Here is a 19,860-nt window from a genome sequence, read left to right as displayed (position 1 = left end):
GGGAGGGGCGTTTAATCCCCTCCCGTGTCGTTTCCGACCACCGCGTGGACCGTGTGGCCCCGCTCCGCCAGCGCTTCCATCAGCCCTGCGCTATAGGGCCCGATGCCGATCGGTTCGGGCGCATAGTTTAGGCCGATGAAAAGGATTCGGCGACTTCGCGCGTTCCCGCTCACGCCGGACGCAGGCCGCTCACGCCGGAGGCACCGCCGTCGGCCGCGGAAAGGCCGGCAAAGAGCGTGTCGATGATGGCGGCGAGCTTGTCCTCGGTCAGCCGCTCGTCGACCGTCTGCAGCAGGTCGGGACTGGTATAGGCCACGGTCATCTGGTTGATCAGCGTGAGCGCGCGGTCGATGTCCAGCCCCGGGAAGTGCCCTTCGGCCTGCGCTTCGGCAATCAGTTCGCACAGGTAATGGTCGGCAAGGTCGACGAAGCTGCGCACGCGTTCGAACCGCCGCGCACCCAGTTCGCACAATACGGCGAAGGCGGACGGGTCGCGCCGGAATTCCGCGCGGTTGCGGCGGAAGCGGCGGACGTAGAATTCGTAGAACTTGCGGTTGGGCGGCAGGTCGCTTGCCAGCACTTCTTCCATGATCGCGACATGGGGTTCGAACCAGAGTTCGACCACCGCATCGAACAGGTCCGATTCCTCGGGGAAGATCGCCTCGATGCGCGCCCGGGAAACGCCGACCTCTGCCGCAAGGATTTCCGGCGTAACCTCGCCCCCGCGCCGACCGGTAAGGTCCATGGCATAGGCGGCAAGGCGCGCCCGTTCCTGCCTGAGGTCGGGCGTGTTCATGCGCGGCGGGCCGGTTGGTCGGTCATTGGCATACAGGATAGTGTCCGCGAGCCGCGGGTGCCAGAGCATTGGTGCGAAAAAGGCGGTTTTTTCAGGCGGCGGAGCGCGGCGGCCACGGAATGAAGGCCGATGTGCGGCGCTTGTATTCCTCGTAACCGGGGCGCGAATGCTTCATGCCCTTTTCCAGCAGCGCCGCGCCCGACCACTTCACCAGCGTGAAGGTGAGGAACAGCGGACCGGCGACGGTCAGCGCCGCCACTTCCCAGGCGATGCTCGCCGCGACCAGCCAGATGCCCCACCAGGCACAGGCATCGCCGAAATAGTTGGGGTGGCGGGTATAGCGCCACAGCCCGCGGTCCATCACCTGGCCCTTGTTGGCCGGATCGGCCTTGAACTTCGCCAGCTGCCAGTCGCCGACCCATTCGAAGAAAATGCCCACTAGGTAGAGGGCGATACCAGCCCAGGCGATGAAGGTGATCGGGGCGGGTTCCGCGCTGCTGAGGATACCCAGCTGTGCTGGGGAGGAGACGAGGAACAGCAGGACTGCCTGCCCCAGCCAGACCTTCGTCAGCGCGGCGATGGCGAAGCGGCCTTTCTCGCGGTCCTTGCGCAGCATGCGTTCATAGCGCTTGTCCTCGCCTTCCGCGCGCCAGCGGCGCAGCAGGTAGATGCCGAGCCTGAGGCCCCAGGCGGCCGTCATCGCCAGCAGCAGGTTGGCAAGGGCGCCCGGCTGGGCAAGCTGCATCCAGCTGGCAAAGGCCATCAGGGCCATGCCTGCGCCCCAGAAGGAATCGATGAAGGACACATCGTCGATCTGGACGGAAATCACCCACAGGATGAGCACCACGCCGACCAGGATCGCGGCATTGGCAAGCAGGGCATCGATCATGCGGTTTTCGCCTCCTCGATCAGGCCCAGCGCCTGGGCCTCCAGAACCTTGTAACGTTCGTAATCCGGCAGTTTCGAGCGCATGAAGCGCGCGATTTCAAGCAGCGTCTCGCCGTAATCGGCGGTCGGCACGATGGCCGGGCCGAAGCCGAGTATGCGTCGCTCGTTGCACACCCAGGCCGGAACGATCGGCACGTTCGCTGCCCGCGCGATGTTGTAGAAACCCGATTTCCATTCGCCGTTCGAGCTGCGCGTGCCCTCTGCCGCGATGACCAGCGCAAGGCGGTCGCGCCGTTCGAATTCGGCGGCGACCTGCTCGACCACATTGCTGCGCTTGGTGCGGTCGATGGGAATGCCGCCCATGTCGAACATGAAATTCCTCATCATCCCCTGGAACAGCGTGTGCTTGCCCATGAAATTGGGCTGCACGCCCTCTTCCGCCGTCGCCCCGATGAAGAAGACGAAATCCCAGTTCGAGGTATGCGGAGCGCCGGCGATGACGAATTTGGGCAGGTCGGGCAGGTGCCCATCCAGCTTCCAGCCCTTCCAGCGGTAGAGCACCATGATGATGCGCCGCACGATGCGGCTCAGAAGCGAAGGCTTCCGGAAATTGGCTTGCGACATTCTCTCTCCTGCCTGCGAGCCCTAGCAGTTACGTAGCGGAATGCGAGAGGGATGCGAGGATTCCTGCCGACTACATCCGGAACACGCCGAACTGCGGCTTTTCCGGAATCGGTGCTTCCAGAGTGGCTGCGAATGCCAGGCCCAGCACGTCGCGGGTCTGGACCGGGTCGATCACGCCGTCGTCCCACAGGCGGGCGGTGGCGTAATAGGGATTGCCCTCGTCCTCGTATTTCTGGCGGATCGGGGCCTTGAATTCCTCGGCCTGTTCGGGAGTCCAGCTGTCGGCGTCGCGGTGGACAGTCGCCAGGACGCTGGCCGCCTGCTCGCCGCCCATCACGGAAATGCGGGCATTGGGCCAGGTGAACAGGAAGCGCGGCTGGTAGGCGCGGCCGCACATGCCGTAATTGCCCGCGCCGAAGCTGCCGCCGATGACCACGGTGACCTTGGGCACGGTCGCGGTGGCGACGGCAGTGACCAGCTTGGCCCCGTGCTTGGCAATGCCTTCGGCCTCGTACTTGCCGCCGACCATGAAACCGGAAATGTTCTGGAGGAACAGCAACGGGATACGGCGCTGGCAGGCAAGCTCGATGAAATGCGCACCCTTCTGCGCGCTTTCGGAAAACAGCACGCCATTGTTGGCCAGGATCGCCACCGGCATCCCCCAGATATGGGCGAAGCCGCATACCAGCGTGCTGCCGTAATGTGCCTTGAATTCGTGGAACTCTGACCCGTCAACGAGGCGGGCGATAATTTCCTTCACATCGTATGGCGCGCGCACGTCTTCGGGCACGAGCGCATACAGATCTTCCGCGTCGAACTTCGGCGGGCGCGGTTCAACCAATTGTACCCCGTTTGCGGCAGCGTAATTGTCGCCGAGGTGGCTGACGATATCGCGCACGATGGTGAGCGCGTGCTCGTCGTTTTCGGCGAGGTGGTCGACCACGCCCGATTTCTTGGCGTGCAGGTCGCCGCCGCCAAGATCCTCGGCGCTGATTTCCTCGCCGGTGGCTGCCTTCACCAGCGGCGGTCCGGCAAGGAAGATCGTGCCCTGTTCACGCACGATCACAGTCTCGTCCGACATGGCGGGAACATAGGCACCGCCCGCAGTGCAGCTGCCCATGACGCAGGCGATCTGGGGAATGCCAAGCGCGCTCATGTTCGCCTGGTTGAAGAAGATGCGCCCGAAATGGTCGCGGTCGGGGAAGACCTCAGCCTGGTGCGGCAGGTTCGCCCCGCCGCTGTCCACGAGGTAGATGCACGGCAAGCGGTTCTCCTGCGCGATCTCCTGCGCACGCAGGTGCTTCTTGACCGTCATCGGATAGTACGTGCCGCCTTTGACGGTCGCATCGTTGCACACGATCATGACCTGCCGCCCCGACACCCGGCCGATCCCGGCGATCATGCCGGCGCCGCTGATCTCGTCGCCGTAGAGGCCGTTGGCGGCCAACTGGCCGATCTCGAGGAAGGGTGCGCCCGGATCGAGCAGGCGTTCCACCCTTTCGCGGGGCAGCAGCTTGCCGCGGCTGACATGCCGTTCGCGGTGCTTTTCCGGCCCGCCGAGCGCGGCTTCGGCGACATGCTTGCGCAGTTCCTCTGCCAGCGCCTTGTTGTGATCGAACCGCGCCTTGGCGTCGGGCGCCTCGCGGTCCAGCTTCGTGGTGAGAGCGGGTGCTGTCATGCCTGTGGTCTTACCGTTTCTTCACGAATTCGGCACGCAGGACGAGGCCCTTGATGCCGGGATATTTGCAGTCGATTTCCTGCGGGTCGCCGGTGAGGCGGATCGCTTTGATCAGCGTGCCCTGCTTCAATGTCTGGCCCGCGCCCTTGACCTCGAGGTCCTTGATCAGCGTCACCTGGTCGCCATCGGCAAGCAAATTGCCGACCGCATCGCGAACCTCGACCGTCTCGGCCGCCGCCTGTTTGGCAGCCAGTTCGGAAGCCGGCATCCATTCGCCGCTGTCCTCGTCGTAGACGTAGTCCTCGTCTCCGCTCATCCGGCAGCGCCGATCAGTTCGCGGCCGATCAGCATGCGGCGGATTTCATTCGTTCCGGCACCGATGTCGAGCAGCTTGGCATCGCGCATGTAGCGCTCCACCGGCCAGTCGAGCGTGTAGCCTGCGCCGCCCAGCGCCTGCACACTCTCGGCCGCTACGCGGAAGGCGTTTTCCGAGGCCAGCAGGATCGTGCCTGCCGCATCGAAGCGGGTGGTCTGCCCGGCATCGCAGGCCTTGGCGACGGCATAGGTGTAGGCGCGCGCGGATTGCAGCGCGACATACATGTCGGCGACCTTGGCCTGCATCAGCTGGAAAGAGCCAATGGGCTTGCCGAACTGCTGGCGTTCGCGAAGATAGGGAATGACCGTGTCGAGGCAGGCCTGCATCACGCCGAGCTGGAGGCCGGCGAGCACGACGCGCTCGTAGTCGAGGCCGCTCATCAGCACGCCGACGCCGCCGTTTTCGGGGCCCATCACGTTCTCGTCGGGAACGAAGCAATCGTCGAACACCAGCTCTGCAGTGGGCGAGCCGCGCATGCCGACCTTCTCGATCTTCTGCCCGATCGAGAAACCTTCGAAATCCTTTTCGATCAGGAAGGTCGTGATGCCGCGGCTGGCCGCTTCGGGCGAGGTCTTGGCATAGACCACCAGCACGTCCGCATAGGGGGCGTTCGTGATCCAGAACTTGGTGCCGTTGAGGACGTAGCCGCCATCGACCTTGTCCGCCCGGGCCTTCATAGAAACGACGTCCGAACCGGCGCCCGCCTCGCTCATGGCAAGGCTGCCGACGTGTTCGCCGCTGATCAGCTTGGGCAGGTATTTCGCCTTCTGGTCGTCATTCGCCCAGCGCGCGATCTGGTTGACGCACAAGTTGGAGTGCGCGCCGTAGGACAGGCCGACCGAGGCACTGGCGCGGCTGACTTCCTCGACCGCGATCACGTGTTCGAGGTAGCCGAGGCCAAGACCGCCGTCCGCTTCGTGAACGGTGATGCCGTGGAGGCCGAGTTCGCCCATGGCGGGCCACAGTTCCGCCTTGGGAAACCAGTCCTCGCGGTCGACCTTGGCGGCGAGCGGGGCGATCTGTTCGTCGGCGAAGCGCGAAACGCTTTCGCGGATCATGTCCGCATTGTCGCCGAGCTGGAAATCGAAATCGGGGGTGGCGCGCATGATGTCTCCTGCTTGCCCTCTGTTGGGGCATTCTCTTGCCGCGCGCGATAGCGAAGGAATGGCGGTCGGGCAAACCGCTTGGTGCCGCAAGCGGCGGCCCAGTTACCGAACTGGACTCTGGCCCGGATGGCTTTATTTATAACGGCACGGATACAATGGCTTATCGACCCCGCCTTCCCTGGCCCACTGGCGCCAGCCCCAACTCTGCCGTGTGCGGGGAAGAGGACCGGCTTGCCATCATGGCGTCCTACGGGCTCGATGCGCTGGAAGGCGCACCGGAATTGTCGCGCATCGTCCAGTTTGCCGCAACGCTTTGCGAAGCGCCGATCGCGCTGGTTTCACTGGTGGAAGAAGAGCGCCAGCGGTTCCTTGCCAAGCAGGGGCTGGAGGTCGGGGAAACCCCGCGGCCGACCAGTTTCTGCGCCCATGCAATGCTCGGCGATGCGACGATGGTCGTGCCCGATGCAACGCTGGACCCGCGTTTCAGCAGCAACCCGCTGGTCACCGGCGCACCCCATATCCGGTTCTATGCCGGTGCCCCGCTCATCTCGAGCGAGGGTGCGCCGCTCGGCTCGCTCTGTGTCATCGATACAGTTCCGCGCGAAGGGTTGAGCGACCTGCAGCGCGAAGGGCTGGAAGTCCTCGCGACGAGTGTCATGCAGCGGTTGCTGATCCAGCGGCAGGACCGCGCTGCCATTGCGGCGCTCGAGGCGCGGCAGCGCGAATTGCAGCACATGCTCGATTCGGTGCCGGGTATTGCCTGGTCGGTCGATCACGAGGGCAATTTCGACATGTTCAGCGGGCGCTGGAAAGAGGTCACAGGCCGCGACCCGCCGCGCACAGCGGATGCCTGGGCGGACTTCATCCATCCCGATGACTATGCCCGTAGCCGCGCCAGCTGGGACAAGGCCTTCGGCGAGGAACGGCTGTTCAACGACGAGTGGCGGCTGCGGCAGGCGGACGGCAGCTATCGCTGGGTGCTGAGCCGTGCCATGCCGGTCGACGGGGAGCCGGGCGGCCGCCGATGGTTCGGGACAGTCATCGACATCGACGAGGCGCACCGCACCTCCGAAATGCGCGATTTGCTGGCGAAAGAGCTGTCCCACCGGATCAAGAATATCTTCGCTGTGGTCTCCGGCCTCGTGACCCTCCACTCGCGGGGCAAGGAAACCGTGGCGGATTACGCCGAGGCGCTGTCGACGACCATTCGCGCGCTGGGCAAGGCGCACGACTACGTCCAGCCGGCATCGCCGAGCCGCAAGGAGCATCTGGTCGGGTTGCTCGATGCGCTGCTGGCACCCTACCAGGATGGCGCTGCGGCGCGGATCGAGATTTCCGGCGGCGACGTTGCAATCGGCCCGCGCGCGGCGACGCCGCTGGCGCTGATCATTCACGAACTTGCCACCAATGCAGCCAAGTACGGGGCCCTGTCGCGGGACGGCGGCAAGGTCACGGTCGGCGTCAATGCCGATTGCGATGGCGAAGGCACGGTGTGCCTCTCGTGGCGCGAACAATCCGACGGTTTTGCGCAGGCCGAGCAGGCGAGCGAAGGCTTCGGGTCGCGCCTCCTGCGCACGGCTGTCGAAGGTCAGCTGTCGGGCCAGTTCACCCGCGAATTCGAAGACGACGGCCTGAGGGTCGAACTACGGATCCCGTCTGCATCCATCGCCGGATAGGGGCAGGGGTCGCCAGCGGCGGGTACAGGGGTTATGCCGGATACCATGAAATCACTCGTCAGCTCTGCCGTCCTCCTTTCCGCCGCCCTTGCTCTGTCCGCCTGCGCGGCCGAAGAGGATGGAGCTGCAGACGGTCCGGCCGATGTCGCGGCCTCTACCGAAGCGGCCGAAGAGGCGAGGGAGCTGAAGGAATTCGTCGGCACGGCTTGGCGCGTCTCTGCCGAGGACGGTGCCCGCTATGTCACCTATCTGGACGCGGAAGGGCGCTACCGCGACCTGCGCAACGGCGATCCCTGGCAGGAAGGCGGCTGGTCGCTGGAAGCGGCCCCGGACGACGAAGACGGCCAGGTCCTACTCTGTTTCCGGCCCGAAGGGGACAATGTGAGCGAAAGGTGCTGGGAAACGGGCAAGCTCAACGATGACAAGCTCATCGTAACTTCGGGTGGCGGTCGCCGGGTCCAGCTCGAAAAGGTCGCCTACGAGGCGCCGCAGGACGCAGAAACCGCCGAAGCCGCACAGTGAGCGAATCCGGCGAGACGGCGCTTTCATTCGAGGGTGTCTGCAAGCAATTCGGCAATGTGCGGGCGGTCGAATCCGTCACCCTCGCCATCCCCTCAGGCCAGTTCGTCGCGCTGGTCGGTGCCTCGGGTTCGGGCAAGTCGACATTGCTGAAGACCGTCAACCGGCTGGTCGATCCCGATGCCGGGCACGTGGTCCTGCAAGGGCGCGAAGTCGCCTCGGTCCCACTTGCGCGCCTGCGCCGCAGCATCGGCTATGTCTTCCAGTCGGTCGGGCTCTTCCCGCACATGACGGTGGCGGAAAACATCGGGATCGGGCCGCGTATCGCGGGGGAACCGGTGGGCACGGCGCGGATTTCCGCCCTGCTCGAACTCGTCGACCTCGACCCCGGCATGTCCACGCGCATGCCTGACGAACTCAGCGGCGGGCAGCGCCAGCGCGTCGGCGTCGCGCGGGCGCTGGCGAGCGAGCCGTCGATCCTGCTGATGGACGAACCCTTCGGAGCGCTCGATCCCGTTACGCGCGACGCGCTTGGTGAACGGGTGCTCGACCTTCACCGCCGCCTCGGGTTGACCACTGTCATGGTAACGCACGACATGACCGAAGCCCTGCTGCTGGCCGACCGCGTGCTGGTGATGGAGGCGGGTCGCATCGTGGCAGACGAGACCCCGTCTGCCCTCGTTGCGGGTAATGGCGGCGAGGCGGCGCAGGCGCTCGTTGCGGTGCCGCGTCACCAGGCGCAGCGGCTGGCGGAGCTGTCTCGGTGACCGGCCTGCTCGACGCCATCACGGGGCTCGGCGACCAGCTGGCCGCCCATGTCCTCCTGTCGGCTGCGGCCATCGCGCTGGGCATCGCCGTGGCGCTGCCGCTGGCGGTCTGGGCCAGCCGTGCCCCCGCCGTGTCGCGCGCATCGCTGGCCTTTGCCAGCCTCGTCCAGACCATTCCGGCGCTTGCCCTGCTGGCGCTGTTCTTCCCGATCCTGCTGAGCCTTCGTGCGGTTTTCGGGGAAGGGTTGCCGACGCTGGGTTTCCTGCCCGCGCTGCTCGCGCTGGCGCTCTACGCCCTGCTGCCGATCCTGCGCAATGCGGTGACCGCGCAGGCCAATCTCGATCCCGGCGTGATCGAGGCGGCGGAAGGCGTGGGCATGAGTTTCTGGCAGCGCCTGCGCCTGGTGGAGGCCCCGCTGGCCGCGCCCTATGTCATGGCCGGGATCAGGACGGCAGCCGTCTGGACCATCGGTGCAGCCACGCTGGCGACCACCATCGGGCAAAAGAGCCTGGGCGACCCGATCTTTGCCGGCCTGCAGACGCAGAACTGGATCCTTGTCCTTGCCGGGTGCCTTGCCAGCGCCGGCCTCGCCCTCCTGGCGGACACGCTGCTGGGCACGATCGAGCGCGGTTTTCGCGAGCGGCGGCGCGGTCTCTGGCTTGGCGGGGTGCTGGCCGTGGCGCTGGGCGTCGCCGCGGCGCTGGTAGCGCAGTTCGGGGGAGAGAGGGACGAGGGGCGCATCGTGATCGGCGCCAAGGGCTTTTCGGAACAATACATCCTCGCCCGCCTGATCGGCCAATGGCTCGAAGCGGAAGGCTTCGCCGTCGAATATCGCGACGGGCTGGGTTCGGCAGTGGCCCACAGCGCGGCAGCCAGCGGCGAGATCGATATCTATGTCGATTACACGGGTACCATCTGGACCAACCAGATGAAGCGCACCGAGAACCCGCCGCGCGAGCGGATGTATCGCGAGATTGTGGAATGGGAGGAGGCGAATACCGGAATGGAGGTGCTCGGGCGGCTCGGTTTCGAAAACGCCTATGGCCTCGCCATGCAACGCGAAACCGCGACTTTCGGTGAATTCCATTCCATTACAGACGTGGCACGGCGCGGGCAGGCGATGGTGATCGGCGGCGACCCGGAATTTTTCGAGCGGCCCGAATGGATTGCGGTGCGCGATGCTTACGGCCTGCGCTTTGCCGAGCAGCGGAATTTCTCGCCCACCTTCATGTACAATGCGCTGCGATCCGGCGAAGCGGACATCATCGGTGCCTATACGTCAGACGGCCGTATCGTCGCCGACCGGCTCGTCATCCTCGACGATCCGCTAGGGGCATTCCCCAACTACGATGCGGTGTTGCTGCTGAGCCCGCAGGCTGCCGGGAACGGCGCGTTGAGGGCCGCGCTGATGCCGCTGATCGGGGCGATCGACGTGCACATGATGCGCGAGGCGAATTTCTCGGTCGACCGCGAACAGGACAAGCTCGGCTTCGACGAGGCTGCCCGACGGCTGGCCGAAAAGGCCGGCCTCTAGTTCAACGGGCGCGGGTCCAGACCTGCGTCTGGCAGAAGGGCCCGATGCAGCCTTTCACTTCCAGCCGGTTGGCGTCCTTGCGCCTGATTACCGAGCGATAGGTCTTGCCGCTCTTGGGATCGTAGATCTGGCCGCGCCACAGTTCGGCATCTTCGCTGAAGCCGGTGAGGACCGGCATGCCGAGGAGCTTGCGCTGGCGCAGCTTCGCATCGGCATTGTTCACATCGCGCTGGTCGAGGCCCTGCGGCGGTGCGACGAGGAACTTGGTGATCCGGCCGCAGGTCGAACTGCCACACTCGCCGATCGTGATCACCGCGTCTTTTTCGGCCGTGATCCAGCGCCCCTCGATCGGCTGGGCGGCCAGCAGCGGGGTTGCGCAAAGCAGCGCGGCGAGTGCCAGGCTCGTTTTCCTCATGCCATTCTCCATCCGCGCCAAAGCGATTGCCGGTTACAGCTTTTTGGCCGGGTGCATATGAACCTCAGCCGAAGCCGGCGCCCTGCGGCCAGCCGGGTGCTGAAACGGCCATTACCTTGAACAATTCGCCCATCTCGTCTGCTGAAGTCAGGCGGTGGAATGCCTGCGAGACGGCCTGCGCGTGATCGGGGCTGCGCCGGGCAAGCGCCTGTGCCCGAAGGCCCATGCCCATGGCGAGCAACCATTCGCCCTGTGTGGCGGTGGCCACCTGCAGGCCCGCCCCACGTGCGATATCCGCCAAAGTGGCAAAATCGACATGGGCGGTGAGGTCCATCTCGCCCGGATGGTCGAACACGCCGACCTTTTCGTGCGCGCGGAGAGCCTGCAGCGTTTCCCCGTTGCGGGGCTCCAAATGGCCGTAGTCGATGAACAGCGCCGCGCCGCCCTGATCGCGCAGCCGCTCGCCGAGCGCGCTGATCAGAGCGGCAGCTGCGGGACAAGTCTCGATGACGGTGCCCACCGGCACATCGCAGCGGTCCTGCGGAACGGCCTCGTCCATGGGATTGGGGCCGGCAGCGAAAACGAAGCGGTCATCGTCCAGCGCGACCATCCGCTCGCGCCAGCCATCGGGCGTGTTGACCAGCTGGCGGATCGGAAGCGCGTCGATGAATTCATTGGCGACCACGACCAGCGGCCGGTCGTCGGGCAGCGTGTCGATAGTGTCGTGGAAACGGGCGGCGACCAGCGCGTCGGCCTGCTTCTCGCGCAGCGCCGAGGAGCCTTCCACAAGGTGGATTTCGGGCTGGAGGCCCTGGCTGCCCATGGCACGCAGCGCATCGCGCGCGAGCGTGCCGCGTCCCGGGCCCAGCTCCACCCAAGCGATCTCGGGGCGGTCTGCCCGCAGCCACAGGTCGGTGCACCACAGCCCCACCATCTCGCCGAACATCTGGCTGATTTCGGGTGCGGTGGTGAAATCGCCGCCCGCCCCCAGGGGATCGCGGCTGGTGTAATAGCGCGCGTTGCTTTCGCCCATGTAGCGCGACACGGGCATCGGCCCGTGCCGCTCGATCAGCCGCCTGAAGCTTTGCGCAAGCGGCGTTTCGCCGCCGGCTGCGCTCATGCCGATTGCGGCGCGGCGGGTTTGGCCTTGCCGATCGGCTGGCGGGTAAAGGCATAGATCATGACGATCACGCCGACCGCGATCATGGGCAAGCTCAGCCACTGGCCGCGCGACAGGCCGGTTTCCGCCACCACATAGGCAAGGTGCGCATCGGGTTCGCGGAAGAACTCGCTGACGAAGCGGCCGATGCCCATGCCGATGGTGAACAGGCCGACCAGCAGGCCGGGACGGTAGCGCGCCCGGGTTTTCCAGAACAACGCGATGAGGAGGATGCCCAGCAGCAGCCCTTCAAGGCCAGCCTGGTAGAGCTGCGAGGGATGGCGTGCGACATCGCCGCCGCCCGGGAACACCATGGCCCAGGCAATGTCGCCTTCCACCGGGCGGCCGTAAAGCTCGCCGTTGATGAAGTTGGCGATGCGGCCCAGCATGTAGGCGAGCGGCACGTTGACCGAGATATAGTCGCACACCCGCAGCCAGTTGAGGCCGCCACGCAGGGCCACCCAGCTGATCGCCACCAGCACGCCGATGACGCCGCCGTGGAAGCTCATCCCGCCGTCCCACAGGCGCAGCAGGTCCCAGCTCACGAATTCGCCCGCGGTGAAGCCGGTGAACAGTTCGGGCTTATAGAAGGCCGCGTAGCCGAGCCTTCCGCCAAGGATCACGCCGAGCGTGCAGTAAAAGAATAAATCGTCCGCATGGCGCTGCGCCATCGGGCTTCCGGGCGCCTTCACCATCTTCGACAGGTGCCAGTACCCCAGCAGGATGCCGAGCAGGTAGGCGAGCGAATAATAGCGCAGCTGGAAACCGCCGATGTCGAACAGGTAGGGCCTGAGACCCAGTTCGGCCCACTGGATCGGTTCGGCAGAAGCTGCAGTTGCAGCCAATAGTGACAGCAAGGTTTTATCCCCTTAGAGACGTGTCGAAAGCCGCGTGCGCGACCCGTTGCGGGGCGGCTTTTGGCATAGCAGGGGTTTTGGGGAAAGCCTGCGTCGCAACTTCATCGTCCAGCGGGCGATGGGAAGCGATTTGTCGCCTTGCGCGTGAAATGGAGAGAGGAAACCGAACGACCATGCCGACCGAACTCGACAAGGATATCCATCGTTTTACCGCAGCCGTGACCGCCCCGGGTCAGATGTTCGAACTGAAGACGGTCGAACGCCGCGGCGTCGAAATGCCTGCATTCGTCAATGCGCCGCCGAGCCTGGCGCATTACTTCGCCCACTTCTGCAACGAGAAGAAGGACGAACTCTTCCTGGTCGATGGCGACCTGCGCCTGACCTTCGGTGACGTCTACGCCGCCGCGACCAAGGTCGCCCACGGCCTTGCCACTTTCCACGGCGTCAAGAAGGGCGACCGGGTCGGCATCGCCGCCCGCAACTCCGCCAACTGGATGATCGCCTACATGGGCACGCTGATGGCCGGCGGCTGCGCTACGCTGCTCAACGGCTGGTGGACGGGCGAGGAACTCGCTTACGGCATCGACCTGTGCGGCTGTTCGCTGATCCTTGCCGACGCGCCGCGCGCCGCGCGCATGGAAGATGCGGACATCAAGGCCAAGGTCGTCATCTTCGGTCACGGCGAACCCGCCTCCGGCCTGTCCGAGATCTGGGCAGATGGCGATACGGCGATGAAGATGCTTGGCGAACTCGGCCCGTCCGACCTTGCCACCATCCTCTACACCTCGGGTTCGACCGGCCATCCCAAGGGCGCCTATTCGGATCACCTCGGCGTGGTGTCGGGCACGATGAACTATGTCGCGCAGACCGCCATGATCCTGCAGATCCTGACCGAGCGCGGTGAGGCCCCGACCGTCCAGCCGTCCGCGCTGGTCGCCGTGCCGCTGTTCCACGTCACCGGCGAAATCCCGCTGTTCCTCCAGAGCTTCGCCCTGGGGCGCAAGCTGGTGCTGATGCCCAAGTGGGACGCGCGCGAGGCGCTGCGCCTGCTGGACGAGGAAAAGGTCACCTATTTCGTCGGCGTGCCGCTGATGAGCTACGAAATGGCCACCCATCCCGAGCGTGACCAGTTCGACCTGTCGAGCTGCAAGAGCTTTGCTGCCGGCGGTTCGCCGCGCCCGCCCGAACACGTCAAGAAGATCAAGGACGCCTTCCCCGAAGGCTTCCCGCTATTGGGCTACGGCCTCACCGAAACCAATGCGGTGGGCTGCGGCAATCTCAACGAGAACTACATCGCCAAGCCTGGTTCGACCGGCATGGCGTCGAAGCCGTTGGTCGACCTCGCCATCCTCGACGATGACGGCAACAAGCTGGCATCGGGCGCAGTGGGCGAGGTCTGCATCCGCTCGGTGTGCAACTTCCTCGGCTACTGGAAGAACGAGGACGCGACCAAGTCTGCCTATACGGACGATGCCTATTTCCGCACCGGCGACCTCGGTTACGTCGACGAGGACGGATACCTCTTCATCGTCGACCGCAAGAAGGACATCATCATCCGTGGCGGCGAGAACATCTCCTGCATCGAGGTGGAAGAGGCCATCTACGCGCATGAAGCGGTGGCCGAATGCAGCGTCTTCGGCGTGCCGGACGAACGCTTCGGGGAAATCCCGGCGGCGGTCTACATGACCCACCCGGGCAAGGATTTGACGCCCGACGATCTGCGCGAATTCCTTGCCGAGCACATCGCGGCCTTCAAGATCCCCGCGCATGTGTTCCGTTCGACCGACCACCTCCCGCGTCTCGGCACGCAGAAGGTGGACAAGCGCACGGTCAAGGCGACTTTCGCCAAGGAGCTCCTCTAGGCTTGGGCGAGCCCCGGATCCCGGACCAGCGCGCAATCATCGACCGACGGGCGCTAGCCTCGCGGATCGAGGCGCTGGCCGGCGAGCGGGGCGCAAAGGCGCGCGGCGAAGTCGTTGCCGCGCTGAAGGAAGCGCTTGAGGCCGGGCGGGCCGAAATGGAAGCCCGGCTGACGGCACGCCCGTCTGCGGGTCATGCCATCGCGGGCGGGTACTCGTTCCTCGTCGACCAGCTGATCCGCGTCATCCACGAATATGTGACGCGCTTCGTCTACCCGGCACCGAACCGCTCTTCGGGAGAGCGGCTGGCGATCATGGCGGTAGGCGGATACGGTCGCGCCGAAATGGCACCCCATTCCGACGTCGACATCGCCTTCCTCGTGGGCGAACGGCGCAACGCCTGGTGCGAGCAGGTGGTGGAAGCGATGCTCTACCTGCTGTGGGACCTCGGCCTCAAGGTCGGCCATTCGACCCGCACGCTGGACGAGGCGATCCGCCTTGCGAAGGACGACCTCACGATCCGGACCGCGCTTCTCGAAGGGCGCTATGTCTGGGGCGACCGCGACCTCTATGAAGAGGGCGAGCGACGGTTCACCGCCGAGGTGGTGAAGGGAAACGAACGCGCCTTCCTCAGCCAGAAGCTGGAAGAGCGCAACGCTCGCCACCGCCGTATGGGCGACAGCCGCTATGTCGTCGAACCCAACGTCAAGGACGGCAAGGGGGGCTTGCGCGATCTCCAGACGCTCTACTGGATCGGCAAGTTCCTCCACCGTGTGCGCAGTGCGTCGGAACTGGTCGATGTCGGGCTGATGACCGACAATGAATACCGCACCTTCCGCCGGGCAGAGCGGTTCCTGCTCGCCGTGCGCTGCCACATGCACATCCTGACCGGCCGCGCGGACGACCGGCTCACCTTCGACTTGCAGCGGCGCGTGGCGGAGCGGATGAATTTCGCCGACCGCCCGGGCAAGAGCGCGGTCGAGCGGTTCATGCAGTTCTATTTCCTGCAGGCGAAGCGGGTGGGCAGCCTGACCGGCGTCTTCCTCGCCCATATCGAGGACGACCTGGCCCAGCGCGCCGCGCGTAGCGGCTTTTTCGCGACCTTCCGGCAGAAGCCGCGCGTCCTCAAGGGCTACCGCGTCTTCGGCGGGCGTATCGCGGCGCCCTCGGACGACTATTTCCGCAAGGACCCGGTCAGGCTGGTCGAGATCTTCCAGGTCGCCGAGGCGGAAAGTCTCGACATTCATCCGGAGACCATGCGGCAGGCGGCGCGCGATGCGAAGCTGATCGACAATGCCGTGCGCGAAGACCCGCGCGCCAACGCTCTGTTCCTCGACCTGCTGAGCGGCCGTAACGATCCCGAAACGGTCCTGCGGTGGATGAACGAGGCCGGCGTGTTCGGCCGCTTCGTGCCCGATTTCGGCAAGGTCAACGCGCAGATGCAGTTCGACATGTACCACCACTACACGGTGGACGAGCACACCATCCGCGCCATCGGCCTGCTGAGCCAGATCGAAAAGGGCGAGCTGAAAGCGGACCATCCGCGCGCAACCCGCCTCATCCACAAGGTCAACTCGCGCCGTGTCGCCTATGTCGCCGCGCTGCTTCACGACATTGCCAAGGGCCGCAAGGGGGACCATTCCATCCTCGGCGCCGAGGTGGCGCGCGAGCTGTGTCCGCGCTTCGGCCTGAGCGAGAACGAGACCGAACTGGTCGCCTGGCTGGTGCTCAATCACCTGCTGATGAGCCATGTCGCGCAAAAGCGTGACCTCACCGACCCCAAGACGATCGAGGATTTCGTCGGCCAGGTGCAGAGCACGGAGCGCTTGCGCCATCTCGCCATCCTCACCGCGGTCGATATCCGCGCGGTCGGGCCGGGCACGTGGAACAGCTGGAAAGGCCAGCTGCTGGGCGAGCTTTACGACACGGCGTCGGAGCGTTTGCGCCTTGGTCACATGCGTCATGGCCGCAAGGAAAAGGTCGCCGCGAAGAAAGCGCAGGCCGCCGAACTGCTGGGCGACAAGGCCGCCCTGATAGAAGAGTTGTCCGCAACCTTCGACGATTCCTACTGGATTGCAGAACCCGTCGACATCATCGCCCTCAACCTCTTGCACTACGCGGCGGCGCGCGAGCTCGAGCACGCGCTTTCGGTCCATTGCGAGTATTACGAGGCGCGCGGGGCAACGCTCGTCACGGTCATCGCCGCTGACCACCCGGGCCTGTTTTACCGTATTGCCGGCGGAATCCACCTGGCCGGCGGCAATATCATCGATGCCCGCATCCATACGACGCGGAACGGCTGGGCGCTCGACAACTTCCTCGTCCAGGACCCGCATGGCGCGCCTTTCCGGGAAGCTTCGCAGCTGAAAAGGATCGAGACGACCATCGCCGATGCGCTGGCGAACCGCATCGATCTTGCGCCCAAGCTGGCCCAGCGTCCCCTGCCACACAGCCGTTCGCGCGCCTTCGATGTGAGCCCGCGTGTCCTGTTCGACCACAAGGCGTCCAACCGCTTCACCGTGATCGAGGTCAATGCCCGCGACCGTCCGGCGCTGCTCAACCGGCTTGCAAGAGTGTTGTTCGAAAACCGCTTGGTGGTGCATTCCGCACACATCACCAATTACGGCGAACGGGCCGCAGATACCTTCTATGTCACTGATCTTACAGGCGGCAAGCTGGTGGAAGGGGAGCGTTTGAACACTATCGAGGCGCGCCTCGTCGAAGCGGCAAGTGATGCAATGCAGGCACGGTTGGAAGACGCCTGACAGCCGTTTGACGTTTGATAGTTGCGTTTTGCATACCTATTCGCCATCCAAAATTTCGAGAGAAACACAGAGGAGAGGTCTTCCCATGAGGAAAACATCAGTTTCGTTGCGCACGCTCGCTTTCATGGGTGCAGGTCTTGCACTTGCCCCGCAGACGGCTTTTGCCCAATCCGCCGACGCTGCGGACAGCGGCGATGTCGAGGCGGATACGCCGGTCATCATCGTTACCGCCCAGGGCCGTGCCCAGGAACTGGCAGACGTCCCCGTGGCAATTTCGGCAGTTTCGGCCGAAACGCTGGAAAACTCCGGCACCACCGACATCCGCGAGCTGAACCAGGTCGCCCCGTCGCTGCTCGTTTCCTCGACCGGTAACGAAGCCAACGGTTCGGCGCGTATCCGCGGTATCGGCACCGTGGGCGACAACCCGGGCCTCGAAAGCTCGGTTGCCGTGTTCGTCGACGGCGTCTACCGTTCGCGTTCGGGTAACGCCCTGTCGGAACTCGGCCCGCTCGACCGCATCGAAATCCTGCGCGGCCCGCAGGGCACGCTCGGCGGCCGTAACTCCTCGGCCGGCATGCTCAACATCTTCACCGCGCCGCCCAGCTTCGCGTTCGAAGGCCATGCCAGCGCCAGCTTCGGCAACTACAACGCCCTGCGTTTCGAAGGCGGCGTCAACGCCCCGCTGTCGGACAGCGTTGCAGCCCGCATCGACGGTGTCTGGTTCCAGCGTGACGGCTTCTACACCGACGTCACCAATGACACCGACGTCAACAACCGCGATCGTTACCTCGTTCGCGCGCAGGTCCTGTTCGAGCCGAACGACGACGTAAGCTTCCGCCTGATCGGCGACTATTCCAAGAAGGACGAAGCCTGCTGCGCTGCGACCTTCGTGCAGCCCGATTTCGCCCAGTTCGCACGTGTTTCGCCGGGCCTCGACCCGTTCGCGAAGCCGGTCGGAGCATCGCCTGCGCTGACCAGCACGAGCAACCCGATCGTCAACGTGCTACTCGGCCTCGGCCAGGATCCGCGCGCCCTTTCGCAGTCGACCTTCGACCGCAACATCTACCCGACTGCCGGTCGCAGCTATGACGGCGAGACCGAGGATTACGGTATCTCGGGCGAACTCAACTGGTCGCTCGGAAATGTGAACTTCACCTCGATCACCGCCTATCGCGAGTATGCGAATACGCAGGGTTCGGACACCGACTACACGACCGTCGACATCCTGTACCGTGAACCCGGTGACAATGCCGGCGCGCGCGAGTTCGCGACCTTCACGCAGGAATTCCGCCTCAACGGTACGGCGTTCAACGACAAGCTCGACTGGCTGGTCGGCGCCTATTACGCCAACGAAGACCTGCAGACGCGCGACAACCTGCGCTTCGGCAATGACTACGGCACTTTCGTGAGCTGCCGTATCGCGCTCGCCATCAACCCGGCGCTGGTCAACCCGGCGGCACAGGACTGCCTCGGTGCCACCGGCCGCGGTGCGCTGCAGGCTGCAAACGGCGGTGCCGGTGCCTTTGGCGCAGCCACCCCGGCAATCCTGGCCGGCATCACCAACTTGTCGAACGTCAACGATCTCGGCGGTACGGGCGATGTGTACAACCAGACGAGCGAAAACTTCGCCGTCTTCACGCACAACATCTTCCACATCACCGATACGCTCGACCTGACCCTGGGCCTTCGCTACACCAGCGAAACCAAGGACTTCGACGCGACCTTCAGCAACGACAACGTGATCTGCCCGCAGAACCGCGCGCTGCTGTCGAGCTTCCTGACGACGCCGCTTGCTGGCCTTGCCGGCGGCATCATCGCGCTGTCGTGCCAGGGCAACTCGACTGCCGAACTCGACGGCGTGTCGCTTTCGGACTCGCGTGACGAAGACAAGCTCACCGGCACTGCCATCCTGAGCTGGAAGCCGGTCGATGACCTGCTGGTCTACGGTTCGTACTCGCGCGGCTACAAGGCCGGCGGTTTCAACCTCGACCGTTCGGCACTGGGCAACCCGGTGACCCTGCGCGTCGCGAACCTCGACCCTGCGATCCTGCAGTTCGACGAGGAAACCGTAGATGCCTACGAAGTGGGCCTGAAGTACTCGGGTCGTCGCTGGGGCGTCAGCCTTGCCGCGTTCCGCCAGGAGTTCAGCAACTTCCAGCTGAACACCTTCAACGGCTCGGTCTACCTGGTGCAGAACATCAATGGCTGCTCCACCAGCCTGAGTGGCGGTGATCGCGACGCGAGCGCTGCCACCGGTGCCTGCGCTGCGGACGATGTGAGCCCGGGTGTGGTTTCGCAGGGCTTCGAATTCGAAGCCTCGCTCAGCCCGATCCGCGACCTCACCATGACCATGGGCATCACCCACGCCGACACGCGCTTTGCCGACGATGTGGTTGGTAGCGATGCGGGCGCTCCGCTCGATCCGGCGCTGCGCCTGCTGCCCGGCGACAACATGTCGAACGCACCGGCATGGGTCGGCACCAGCTCGCTGACCTGGACCCCGCCGATCGGTGACAGCGGCATGGAGGGCCTGTTCTTCATCAATGCCCGCATGACCAGCGACTACAACACCGGTTCGGACCTGCTCTACGGCAAGGAACAGGACGGCTACATCCTGGTCAACGGCCGCATCGGCCTCACCAATATCGCCGACCGCTTCTCGATCGAGGGCTGGGTGCAGAACATGTTCGACGTCGATTACACGCAGGTCGCGTTCAACACCCCGTTCGTCGCACCGCAGCAGACCTACTCGGCGTTCCTCGCCGAGCCGCGCACCTACGGTGTCACGGTCAAGGCCAAGTTCTAAACTCGGCGCCGGTTACGGCAAGAAAAGGAAGGGC

At 64.9% G+C, this 19,860-nt stretch carries 16 protein-coding genes; 7 read left to right on the top strand and 9 right to left on the bottom strand.

Annotated features, from left to right (window positions below; all coding sequences use genetic code 11):
* Nucleotides 1-169 precede the first annotated feature (169 nt).
* The 6 genes from LCL94_RS05785 to LCL94_RS05760 form a co-directional block, all read right to left on the bottom strand.
* Nucleotides 170-796 carry a TetR/AcrR family transcriptional regulator gene (locus tag LCL94_RS05785; protein WP_224831383.1) on the bottom strand — a complete coding sequence of 209 codons (627 nt, stop codon included), beginning with the start codon at nt 794-796 and terminating at the stop codon, nt 170-172.
* Nucleotides 797-887: 91 nt separating this feature from the next.
* Nucleotides 888-1,685 carry a DUF1295 domain-containing protein gene (locus LCL94_RS05780; protein ID WP_224831382.1) on the bottom strand — a complete coding sequence of 266 codons (798 nt, stop codon included), beginning with the start codon at nt 1,683-1,685 and terminating at the stop codon, nt 888-890.
* Nucleotides 1,682-2,308, bottom strand: a complete 627-nt coding sequence (locus tag LCL94_RS05775; RefSeq protein ID WP_224831381.1) for a 1-acyl-sn-glycerol-3-phosphate acyltransferase — start codon at nt 2,306-2,308, stop codon at nt 1,682-1,684. Before LCL94_RS05775 ends, LCL94_RS05780 begins: the two co-directional genes overlap by 4 nt.
* A gap of 70 nt (nt 2,309-2,378) precedes the next feature.
* Nucleotides 2,379-3,986, bottom strand: coding sequence for a carboxyl transferase domain-containing protein (locus tag LCL94_RS05770; protein ID WP_224831380.1), 1,608 nt, complete (start codon nt 3,984-3,986; stop codon nt 2,379-2,381).
* 10 nt (nt 3,987-3,996) lie between these two features.
* Nucleotides 3,997-4,302 carry an alkylphosphonate utilization protein gene (locus LCL94_RS05765; RefSeq protein WP_224831379.1) on the bottom strand — a complete coding sequence of 102 codons (306 nt, stop codon included), beginning with the start codon at nt 4,300-4,302 and terminating at the stop codon, nt 3,997-3,999.
* Complete coding sequence (locus tag LCL94_RS05760) at nt 4,299-5,468, bottom strand: acyl-CoA dehydrogenase family protein (protein ID WP_224831378.1); 1,170 nt, start codon at nt 5,466-5,468, stop codon at nt 4,299-4,301. The genes LCL94_RS05765 and LCL94_RS05760 overlap by 4 nt, the downstream gene beginning before the upstream one ends.
* A 155-nt stretch (nt 5,469-5,623) precedes the next feature.
* Here LCL94_RS05760 and LCL94_RS05755 point away from each other — a divergent pair, with 155 nt between their 5' ends.
* From LCL94_RS05755 to LCL94_RS05740, 4 genes are read left to right on the top strand one after another with little or no spacing between them, the layout of a single operon-like run.
* Entirely contained in the window at nt 5,624-7,144 is a 1,521-nt protein-coding gene (locus tag LCL94_RS05755; protein ID WP_224831377.1) for a sensor histidine kinase, read from the top strand.
* A gap of 45 nt (nt 7,145-7,189) precedes the next feature.
* Nucleotides 7,190-7,666 (top strand): hypothetical protein, encoded by a 477-nt coding sequence (locus LCL94_RS05750; RefSeq protein ID WP_224831376.1) that lies wholly within the window; start codon nt 7,190-7,192, stop codon nt 7,664-7,666.
* Nucleotides 7,663-8,430 carry an ATP-binding cassette domain-containing protein gene (locus LCL94_RS05745; RefSeq protein ID WP_224831375.1) on the top strand — a complete coding sequence of 256 codons (768 nt, stop codon included), beginning with the start codon at nt 7,663-7,665 and terminating at the stop codon, nt 8,428-8,430. The genes LCL94_RS05750 and LCL94_RS05745 overlap by 4 nt, the downstream gene beginning before the upstream one ends.
* Nucleotides 8,427-9,965, top strand: a complete 1,539-nt coding sequence (locus LCL94_RS05740) for an ABC transporter permease/substrate-binding protein (protein ID WP_224831374.1) — start codon at nt 8,427-8,429, stop codon at nt 9,963-9,965. The genes LCL94_RS05745 and LCL94_RS05740 overlap by 4 nt, the downstream gene beginning before the upstream one ends.
* A gap of 1 nt (nt 9,966) precedes the next feature.
* On the opposite strand, the gene LCL94_RS05735 is transcribed toward LCL94_RS05740, so the two are convergent.
* The 3 genes from LCL94_RS05735 to lgt form a co-directional block, all read right to left on the bottom strand.
* Nucleotides 9,967-10,380 carry a DUF2147 domain-containing protein gene (locus LCL94_RS05735; protein ID WP_224831373.1) on the bottom strand — a complete coding sequence of 138 codons (414 nt, stop codon included), beginning with the start codon at nt 10,378-10,380 and terminating at the stop codon, nt 9,967-9,969.
* 64 nt (nt 10,381-10,444) lie between these two features.
* Nucleotides 10,445-11,500 carry a class I SAM-dependent methyltransferase gene (locus tag LCL94_RS05730; RefSeq protein WP_224831372.1) on the bottom strand — a complete coding sequence of 352 codons (1,056 nt, stop codon included), beginning with the start codon at nt 11,498-11,500 and terminating at the stop codon, nt 10,445-10,447.
* Entirely contained in the window at nt 11,497-12,396 is a 900-nt protein-coding gene (gene lgt / locus LCL94_RS05725) for a prolipoprotein diacylglyceryl transferase (protein WP_160608388.1), read from the bottom strand. The genes LCL94_RS05730 and lgt overlap by 4 nt, the downstream gene beginning before the upstream one ends.
* A 173-nt stretch (nt 12,397-12,569) precedes the next feature.
* Between lgt and LCL94_RS05720 the strand changes: the two genes are divergently transcribed.
* The 3 genes from LCL94_RS05720 to LCL94_RS05710 all read left to right on the top strand — a co-directional run bounded on the left by LCL94_RS05720 (nt 12,570) and on the right by LCL94_RS05710 (nt 19,826).
* Entirely contained in the window at nt 12,570-14,258 is a 1,689-nt protein-coding gene (locus tag LCL94_RS05720) for a class I adenylate-forming enzyme family protein (RefSeq protein ID WP_224831371.1), read from the top strand.
* A 2-nt stretch (nt 14,259-14,260) separates the two neighbouring features.
* Nucleotides 14,261-17,020, top strand: coding sequence for a [protein-PII] uridylyltransferase (locus tag LCL94_RS05715; protein ID WP_224831370.1), 2,760 nt, complete (start codon nt 14,261-14,263; stop codon nt 17,018-17,020).
* Nucleotides 17,021-17,105: 85 nt separating this feature from the next.
* A complete protein-coding gene (locus LCL94_RS05710; RefSeq protein WP_224831369.1) occupies nt 17,106-19,826 on the top strand; it encodes a TonB-dependent receptor in 2,721 nt (906 codons plus the stop codon).
* The last annotated feature ends 34 nt before the right edge of the window (nt 19,827-19,860 follow it).

The sequence above is a fragment of the Qipengyuania gaetbuli genome (assembly GCF_020171365.1).
Classification (GTDB): Bacteria; Pseudomonadota; Alphaproteobacteria; order Sphingomonadales; family Sphingomonadaceae; genus Qipengyuania; species Qipengyuania gaetbuli_B.
This window is presented reverse-complemented; position numbering and strand designations above follow the sequence as displayed.